The organism is Marinomonas transparens, assembly GCF_016463975.1.
Lineage (GTDB): Bacteria > Pseudomonadota > Gammaproteobacteria > Pseudomonadales > Marinomonadaceae > Marinomonas > Marinomonas transparens.
Genome location: NZ_JAEMNX010000052.1, coordinates 1 through 5,868, shown reverse-complemented (window position 1 = coordinate 5,868; position 5,868 = coordinate 1). Strand labels below are relative to the sequence as shown.

Genomic DNA, 5,868 nt, shown 5'->3' with positions numbered 1-5,868 from the left:
AAGAGAGCCATCTTATTCCATTTTGGAGGACTAGCAATGGAGCCAACCCACCATAAAGGTAGACTCCGGCCATAAAAAAACACGCGGGGCGTGTTTTAGGCCGCTTTGGTAATGCGGGGTACTAATCCCGACACTGGATTTTGCCAGTGCAAGAGGAATGCTAGAGTAAAACGCAGAAAGGGTCAATGACGAAGGCTAGTCGGTTTGTTTTAGATAGTTGAAGGAGACAGTGAATGGTTAAAACATCAGAGGCATTGGTTGGATTGGATGTTGCAGCAAAATGACATTACTACTCGAAACTAACGCCTACCCGTGAATTCATAAAATAAGTGCAACACTCATGGTTGAGTAGGTGATGAGAGATCAACTGCCTGTTGGTGATACTCTATAAGTCGCCAAACAAAAGAAGTATTTACCATGAGTTACAAGCAGTTGACCGAAGGGCAACGATACCAGATTCTCAGTTATTTGCAGCTAGGACTAAATCAAAGTGACATTGCAAGAAGGCTTTGTGTTCATCGTAGTACCATTTGTCGAGAATTGAACAGAAATACCAATCAGAAAAAGTATTGTCCAAAAGAAGCGAGCCAGAAAGCACAGGCCCGACGAGTAAATGCAGCTAAGAGAAAAGTACACCCTCTCGCTGAAAGTTGGATAGTGCTCTGTTTAGAGAAAAAATGGAGTCCCGAGCAAATCTCAGGCGTTGGGAAACGGATTGGTTTATCCGTTAGTCACGAATGGATTTACCGTTACATATCTCAAGATAAGCAAGCTGGCGGGAAGCTTTACAAGTCTTTAAGGCAAGGCCATAAGCGTTATCGCAGAGGAAAAAATACTAAGAGATCGGTTATTCCAAATCGCGTAGGAATTGAAGACCGCCCTGAAATCGTTAATGACAAAAGTCGTCTAGAGGATTGGGAGATAGACACGGTTTTAGGAAAACATGGAACGGGGGCCATCGTCACAATAGCAGAGCGAAAATCGAAGCTATATATACTAAAAAAAGTACCCGCAAAAACAGCCAAAGATGTCGCTCATGCTGTGGTTAATATGCTTTGGCGGTATCGAAAGTACGTCCATACCATTACCGCCGATAATGGTAGTGAATTTTGCGATCATGCTTTGTTTGCCAGTAAGTTAAAAGCGCAAGTCTATTTTGCTCGTCCATACGCATCATGGGAGAGAGGATTAAATGAAAACTTCAATGGTCTCTTGCGTCAATATATTCGTAAAGGGATCGATCTTAGAACAATCTCAGACCAGGATTTAAAGCGTATTGAGAAGGAATTAAATGAGCGCCCAAGAAAATGTTTGGGCTTTAGGCCACCAGTCATCGTCTTTAATGAACTAAGCAAGGTGACCTAAGTTAGGGAGTGTTGCACTTCGGAGTTGAATTCGCGCCTCGCTGGAATGTCATTTTGCTTCAAGGTTGATCAGAGGTAATAGCCCCTTTCCTATAATAAAACCTGTAATGAAAGCGGATAATAAAAAGCCAATCACTTGATATAACGGGCTTTGAGAGATGGGTGGTACGTTAAATTCCGCCCACCACAAAGGGTGAAGAGCCTCAAATATACAGTGGTAGAAAAAATCGTCAAGTTAGGCTGGGTGTCTTGTTAAATTTCTTACCTATTTACATATGGATATTTTTTATAAGCAAGCCAAGTTGTTAATACAAGTACAAATACCCCATACCATAATAGCGGATCAGTTTTATCATGAGAAAAAAAAACAAAGCCTAGTTTTTCATTAATCATTAGAGGAGTAAAAAGATTCAATAAAATATTTGCGACAACTAGAACTAAGGTAATTAAATATATAATATTTTGAAGAAATAAATTTTTTATATTCTTAATATTCAACATACCTAAATAATAAAAAAAGCCTACGCTAATTTTACAGATATAAAAATGTAGGGCTAAAAACAATATACCTAACAATACCATCATGATTTATTTTTCTATCTCTTCAATTACTTTATTTATCTTTTCAGTGACTTTTTTCTTAACAGAATTATAGTTCCCGTCAACTGCTCCAATAATACCCCCCTCTACACCTGCGGCAACTGTAACAGCTACAAGTGGCTTAGGAAGAACTCTAGAACTAAACACACCTGGCGTAGTAACAGGAACATCTTTTACCTTGTTCATTATAGGTTTGGTTACAAATTTATTTGCACCTAAAGCAGCCAAACCAGAAGTTGTAGCTTGCACAGGATCAATTATTTTAAGGTACTCAAAATCAAAACCTGTGGCCTCGTTTTTTTGAAACTCTTCTGCAGTCAAACTAGCCCCTTGGCCCACCCCATTAGCAAAAGCTCCTACAGCAAAAGTTTTTATTCCACCATTAGGACCTGGCGCTAAACCTGTAAGTGCACCTACCGAAAAACCAATAAGCGCACCTTGGGTTTTATTTCCTTCCTCCGCCGACGCAGCCCCCCCCATACCACCAGCAACACCACCATTCACTACATTCAGCATTGTTGGGCTGACAGCTGTTTGGCTAACGCTAGCTACCTGTTTACCAATAACCTTAGCCTCATCAAACATAGAAAGAACATTGCTCGCTGAGTTTTGAGCTGCCTTTAAAGACCCTCCGGCAACCAACAAGTTAGGCGCGATACCTAAAGTAGCATCTAATACAGGGTTATGGTTCCCCCCATGGGTTTCTGTACTAAAAGAATCGGCAACTCGTTGACCATTCTGATACGTATATTCTGAACTTAATGCATTTACTCCATCCACAGCAGCACTTGCACTCGCTGCCCCCAATACTGCGCCACCTAGACAACCAATACCAGTAGAACAAAGTCCTGTAGACGCAGCTACCCCAACAGCTCCTGCAGCTACCTTACTGACTTGCTCTACCTTATCCACTTTTTCCTCATTACGGGCAGCAAAATCATTCACCGTATCAGCAAGACCATATTGAAACTCTTCCGTCTCAACATCTCTAGGTACTCGCCCTACTTCCTTAGTACTCGTCGACGCCACCCCTAGTTCATCAAGAAGAGATGTCAAGCTTTGTCCATTATCTTTTAACGTTTCTCCTGCTTCTTGCATGCCTTTAAATTGCGTGGCGTATTCCACGTCGTTTTCTGAAATACCCGCACCACATTTCACTTCCGCACAGGCCAATTGTTCGAGCTGTTCAATTTTCTGAGCTTGAGCCTCTTGGGTTAACGGGCTGGCTTTAATCGCGGCTCTTGCCTTATCTAGAATGGAGGCTTCATTACGATTAAATTGGCGTGCCTTTAATTCGGTATTCTCAATGCTCGCGATGTGTGCGGTGCCCGCTTGAACCACTGAGCTGGTTTTGTTTGTAGCATTCCATGTGGTTTGTGATGTGGTGCTTTTCGTACTTATTCCCGCAAGGCCACTGTAGGCTGACCAGACTTCTCCAGCACGATCACCATGGTTGGTGGCAATTGTGGTTTGATCATCACGACTCAGGGTGCCGGTTTCCCCTTCTTGAGCAAGTCTATGACGAGTTTGTTCATGAACAACCGTAGCGGCGACCTTGCTACTGTCAGTCATGTCCGTTTTATCCATGTTAACTAGGATAGAGCCACTGGCTTCATGGTAGGCGCCTTCCACTTCGGTCTTATTAACGGCGGTTTTATCGATGGCCAGGGTGTTATCATCAACTTGTGTACCATCGTATATTTCTACATTTGCGTTACTGGCTAACCCTTGTTCTTCGCTTAGAGCGTCACTGAGCGCTTGCATGCCTTCTTGGCTACCTTCTGCGCCCTTTTCTCCTTTGAGTTTTTCTTGGGCAGCTTCATCCATGGCTTTTTGGGTCAAAACAATGCGTTCCTTCGCATAGTCTTGAACATTACCAAACACTTCTAAAACACTTTGGTCGGTAGTCGCTACATCCTCAACCGCCTGCGCAATTTCTTTCGCATGCTCCCTGGTATCCAGCACGTCTTTCTTAATGCTGTTACGCCCTTCTTCCGTAAAGACTCGATTGTCTACGGTTGCGGTGGCATTTAACCCACCGCGCTCTATGTCTTTGGTGATTTCTTGGCTGTCTGCAGCTTTTCGGTTGAGGTCAGCGAACTCAGATTGCTCATCGATGCTAACACCGCCCACAGTGACGTTACCCAAGCCAACGGTGGCTTTGGTGAGTTGTTCTTTTTCATGTCCGTTGAAGTTAGCGCCTACCGTGGTGGAGTCCGCACTTAAGGAAAGGTCGATTCCCATGGATTTGCTGGTGTCGGTGTCTTGTAAGTCAGCTACGGTTAGGGTGTCAGTGGTTAAGGTCAATTGGTCGGTGCTGTTGCCATTTTCATCTACGGCCGCGATAACGGCGCCCGTTAGGCTGGTGTCTTTAGCGGTGATGTTGACAGTTCCGCCGGTAATGCCGCTTTGTTGATCAACCCAGTTCCTCTCACCTTCACTCTTGCTCGCGTTGATACCAACACTGCTGACACCACTGCCGCCAAAACCGACGTTTCCTCCAGAGCTTTTACTTGAGCTGGTAGAAGTGTCTTGTAGGCTGGTCACGACTAGGTTGTCGGTGGTGATATCGATCTCACCTGCGTTGAGGTTACCGCCTTCAATGGTAAGGCTTTCACTCATACTAACAATACTGCCCGCACTTAAACCGCTGTTAACCTGTTGAGTACTTTGGCTCTCACTGCTGCTTTTGCTGGCATTCACGCCACCAGATCCGGCAACACTGGCAACGCCACTAAAGCCATCAGCAAAATTGAGGCTAATATTGGCGCTGGTCCCTTCACTGTGACTTTCTGTGCTTTCGCTATAGGTATTTTTACCCGCTATGATGTCGATATTTTCCGCATCCAATGCAAGCTGTCCTGCGGTATCCACGGTGGAACCTTCAACGGTAAGGTTGTTGCTAGCAGTTAAGCTGGTGTTGCCGCCTACGCTGATGTTAGAGCCATTCCAGTTGGTTTGGGTGCTGGTCGTGCTGGTGGTATCGGTTTGGGTGGTGGCACCTGCTGTCGCATAGAAGCCATAGGTTCCTGTACTCGCAGCGGCTGTCGCGCCTGCACTCGTAATGGCTAAGGTTGCATTCGCAACGTTCGCAGTGGCCGCGGTTAAGTTGACCTTGTAAAAATCCAAGTCACTGGCCGGAAGACGGCCTTCTGCAACTTTTGTTTTCGCTTCGTTATACGCCTTTTTAGCGTCGCTCACTGCGTCTTTAGCTTTATCCAGCGCTCTAATCGCCAGTGCCACGTCCACATAGGCATTTTTCACACCGACGGTCACGGTTTTAGTTTCGGTGATGCTGTCGTGGGTGGTGTTTGTGGTGTCTTCACGTCCACCGACTAGGATGTTTTCTCCTTGGATGTCAGCGTCGTTTTGCACGCTTATATCACTGGCTAGAATTGCCACGTTTTGATCAGCATTGATCGTTAGATTGCCTGCAGTGATGTTGCTGCCTGCCCACGTGTTTTCGGTAGTGGTGGTTTTTTCAGTTTGCTCAGTTTCAATCAAGCTCGTCAGGCTGATTTGATCTTCTTCTAAGGTCGGGCCTTCGGCTGAGAAAGTTTTTTCGGTATGAGATTCTGTAACGACCGTTTGTTCTTGGGCCGCATCAATGGTGACGTTGTTGGCGTTGATCGTCGCGGTATCGGTAACGGCCACATTGGCACCAATCAGGGCCACATTATTTTGCGCATCAATGTCGAGGTCGTTGGCCGCTAAGGTCGTGGTTCTTTGTCTTAGGGTGTCAGTACGAGTCGCACGGGATTCACCAATTTTGATTTCACTGTCAATCCCAACACTGGAAGCGACCACCGCCACTGTTTTCACTACGTCTTTAAGGATGCCACGGAAACCAGAAGAGGATTCACTCCATTCGCTGCTTTGTACCGCTTGGGTGCCCACAGTGATG

Annotated in this window: 3 protein-coding genes; 1 reads left to right on the top strand and 2 read right to left on the bottom strand. The window is 45.3% G+C overall.

Going from position 1 to position 5,868, the window contains the following annotated elements:
- The first annotated feature begins 417 nt into the window (after positions 1–417).
- On the top strand, positions 418–1,365 hold the full coding sequence (locus tag I8J31_RS20545) for an IS30 family transposase (protein ID WP_199470454.1): 948 nt from the start codon (positions 418–420) through the stop codon (positions 1,363–1,365).
- A gap of 260 nt (positions 1,366–1,625) precedes the next feature.
- On the opposite strand, the gene I8J31_RS20540 is transcribed toward I8J31_RS20545, so the two are convergent.
- Together I8J31_RS20540 and I8J31_RS20535 are read right to left on the bottom strand one after the other, a co-directional pair.
- Positions 1,626–1,949 carry a hypothetical protein gene (locus tag I8J31_RS20540; protein ID WP_199470453.1) on the bottom strand — a complete coding sequence of 108 codons (324 nt, stop codon included), beginning with the start codon at positions 1,947–1,949 and terminating at the stop codon, positions 1,626–1,628.
- A 3-nt stretch (positions 1,950–1,952) separates the two neighbouring features.
- Positions 1,953–5,868, bottom strand: a 3,916-nt coding sequence (locus I8J31_RS20535) for a hemagglutinin repeat-containing protein (protein ID WP_199470452.1), incomplete at its 5' end; no start/stop codon positions are given.